General features: G+C 65.2%; 3 protein-coding genes. All 3 read left to right on the top strand.

What is annotated here, in order from left to right:
• The first annotated feature begins 168 nt into the window (after positions 1-168).
• The gene (gene istA / locus DDF70_RS35750) at positions 169-1,710 is read left to right on the top strand and encodes an IS21 family transposase (protein ID WP_281024360.1); all 1,542 of its coding nucleotides are present in this window, start codon (positions 169-171) and stop codon (positions 1,708-1,710) included.
• An 11-nt stretch (positions 1,711-1,721) separates the two neighbouring features.
• Entirely contained in the window at positions 1,722-2,474 is a 753-nt protein-coding gene (gene istB / locus DDF70_RS35745; protein ID WP_114945129.1) for an IS21-like element helper ATPase IstB, read from the top strand.
• A 180-nt stretch (positions 2,475-2,654) separates the two neighbouring features.
• The coding region (locus DDF70_RS35740; RefSeq protein ID WP_114949192.1) for an IS5 family transposase at positions 2,655-3,349 on the top strand (695 nt) is incomplete at its 3' end.

Raw genomic sequence — 3,349 nt, 5'->3', positions numbered from 1 at the left:
TGCGGATTCCGATTCAATCCGGACGGGGATTCCGATTTGACGCCGGACAGCATTCCGGAATGAAGCCGGACACCGTTCCGATCAATTACCGGACACTTTCCCCACTCTGATGATCCCCTGGGTCAGCAACTCGGGCATCACCCTCCTCACGTCATCGAGGAGAATGGAATGCCCGCCAAGAGGAAGCTGACCATGAGACAGTTGAGACAGATGCTGCGCCTGGCCCGGGACGGCATCAGCGTGCGTGACATCGCCGAGAGGCTCGGGATCGCGCGCAGCACCGTCCAGGAGAACCTCAAGCGCGCCGAGCAGGCCGGCTTGAGCTGGCCCTTGCCCGGCGACCTGACCGACGAGGCCCTGGAGAACAGGCTTTTCGCCCGCGCCGGCGTCAAGCAGGGACAGCGCCGGCGGCCCGAGCCCCACTGGGCCGAAGCCATCGTCGAATTGAAGAAGCCCGGCGTCACCCTGCAAATCCTCTGGGAGGAGTACCGGGCCGTCCATTCCAACGGCTATGGCTACAGCCGCTTCTGCGAGCTCTTCCGCTCGTTTGAGAGCCGGCTCTCGCCGACCATGCGCCAGGACCATATTGCCGGCGACAAAGTGTTCGTCGACTATTCCGGCAAGAAGATCGCCATCGTTGATTCCGACACCGGCGAGATCCGCCAGGCCGAGATCTTCGTCGCCGTGCTCGGCGCCTCCAACTTCACCTACGCTGAGGCGACCTGGACCCAGTCCCTGCCGGACTGGATTGGCGCGCATGGGCGCATGTTCCGCGTCTTCGGCGGCGTTCCGCGCCTGATCGTGCCGGACAATCTCAAGTCAGGGGTCAACCGGGCCTCGTTCTACGATCCCGAGATCAACCGCAGCTACGGCATGATGGCCGCGCATTACGGCATCGGCATCCTGCCGGCGCGGCCACGAAAGCCCAAGGACAAAGCCAAAGTGGAGAATGGCGTGCGCTTTGCCCAGACCTGCATTCTCGGACGGCTGCGGCACCAGACTTTCTTCTCGCTGGCCGAAGCCAATGCGGCGATTGCCGGCGCGTGCGAGCGCATCAACGATCATGTCGTGCGCCGCCTCGGGGTCAGCCGCCGGCATCTCTTCGAGACGATGGAGCGCCCGGCGCTCGCGCCGCTGCCGGGCGACGACTACGAGTTCGCCGAATGGCGCTTCGTGCGGGTCGGCACGGACTATCACGTCGAGTACGACGGCTTCTTCTATTCGGTTCCGCACGGCCTGATCCGCGCGCAGGTCGACCTGCGGGCCACCAGCCGCACGATCGAGATCTTCCACCGCGGCCAGCGCGTGGCAACCCATCAGCGCCGCTACGGTGGGCGCCGGCACGGCACCGACCCGGACCACATGCCGAGTTCCCATCGGCGCTATGCCGACTGGACCCCGGAGCGCTTCCGCCGTTGGGCGGCGTCCGTCGGCCCTCAGACGGAAGGTCTGATCACGGCTATTCTGGCGCGCCGCCCGCATCCTGAGCAGGGCTTCCGGACTTGCCTCGGGGTTCTGCGCCTGTTGCGCGATCTCGAACCCGCTCGCGCTGAAGCGGTGTCGGCCCGCGCTCTCCAGATCGGGGCGCTCACCTCCAAGAGCATCGCCTCGATCCTGGCCAACCGCCTGGCCGCCCAACCCGCCCGCGACCCCGAGCCCACCGCCATTCTGGAGCACGCCAACCTGCGCGGCCCCGGCTACTTCCACTAAGGAGATCCTGCATGTTGACCCATCCCACTCTCGCTCTGCTGGCCGATCTTGGTCTTCACGGCATGGCCAGTGCCTTCAAGGCTCTGCAATCCCAGCCCGAGGCTCGGGCTCTCGAGCATGGCGACTGGCTTGCACTGCTGCTCGAACGCGAGGCGACGCTGCGCTGTCAGAAGCGGTTTGAGAGCCGGGCGCGGGCGGCCCGCCTGCGCCATGACGCGCATGTCGAGGATGTCGACTTCAGGGCGGCGCGCGGTCTCGACCGCGGGCTCTTTCTCAAGCTGGCCGGCTGCGATTGGATCCGTGAACGACGCGGGCTCCTGCTGACCGGACCAGCCGGGGTCGGCAAAAGCTGGTTGGCCTGCGCGCTGGGCCAGAAGGCGTGCCGGGAGGACTTCTCGGTCGCTTATCACCGTGCCCCGCGGCTGTTTGCGGCGCTTGGTCTGGCCCGCGGGGACGGCCGCTACGCGCGCATGCTCAAGGCGCTGGCCCGCGTGGATCTTCTCATCCTTGATGATTGGGGGCCCGAGAAGCTCGCTGACGATCAGCGGCGGGATCTGCTGGAGATCGTCGAGGACCGGTACGAGCGGCGCTCCACCATCGTGACGAGCCAGATCCCGGTCGACCGCTGGTATGAGATCATCGGCAATCCGACCATCGCCGATGCGATCCTGGATCGCCTGGTCCACAATGCTTACAGGATTGAACTGTCCGGCGAGAGCCTGCGCAAGCAGCGCTCCCCGGCCGCTGCATCATCGTCCGATTGACGACCGGCCAATCCCACTCCACCATCTCCCATGACCCAGGATCAAACGAGGAGAGTGTCCGGCTTCAGATCGGAACGCTGTCCGGAATGAAATCGGAATGGGTGTCCGGCTTCACCTTGGAATACGCGTCCGGCTTCACCGGTATCCGCAGCCAGTGATCTCACCGATGCGGAATGGGCGCTGCTCGAGCCCCTCAGCCCCCGCAGCCATCCGGCCGGGCGACGACAGACCTATCCCTTACGGCGCATCGTTGATGCGATCTTCTATCTGCTGCGCACCGGCGCCCAATGGCGGCTGCTGCCGCATGAGTATCCCCCGCGTGGTGCCGTCTTTTACCACTATGCCCAGTGGCGTGAGGACGGCACGTGGGAACACGTGACCCAGGTTCTGCGCGAGAGTTACCGCTGTCGGATCGGCCGCAATCCTCAGCCGAGTGCCGCGATCATCGACAGCCAGTCGGTCAAGACCACTGAGATGGGTGGACCACGAGGGTACGACGGTGCCAAGAAGGTGAAGGGCCGCAAGCGCCATCTGCTCGTTGATACGCAAGGCAATCTGCTGAAGAACAGCATGCAGCCCGCCGACATTCATGATCGCGCAGGCGCCGAACTCCTGCTGGAGGGGCTGCAGCATCTGTTTCCGGCCATTGAGCGCGTGTGGGCCGACACGGCTTATCGCGGGCTGAAGGACTGGTTGTGCAGAGCGCTGGGATGGAAGCTGTCGATTCCGCAACACTGGTGGAGTGAAGGCACCTGGATGCGGGCTGACGCAGAGCCGCCGACGCGACCGAGTGGCTTTCAGGTGCTCGCGCGAAGGTGGGTGGTGGAGCGGACCATCGGTTGGCTGACTACCAACCGGCGGCTGGCCAAGGACTA

This window comes from Microvirga calopogonii (assembly GCF_003347665.1).
GTDB lineage: Bacteria > Pseudomonadota > Alphaproteobacteria > Rhizobiales > Beijerinckiaceae > Microvirga > Microvirga calopogonii.
This window is presented reverse-complemented; position numbering and strand designations above follow the sequence as displayed.

Excerpts from the sequence above, each read along its gene's own strand:
- istA (WP_281024360.1), top strand. The coding sequence starts at position 169 with ATGCCCGCCAAGAGGAAGCTGACCATGAGACAGTTGAGACAGATGCTG.
- istB (WP_114945129.1), top strand. The coding sequence starts at position 1,722 with ATGTTGACCCATCCCACTCTCGCTCTGCTGGCCGATCTTGGTCTTCAC.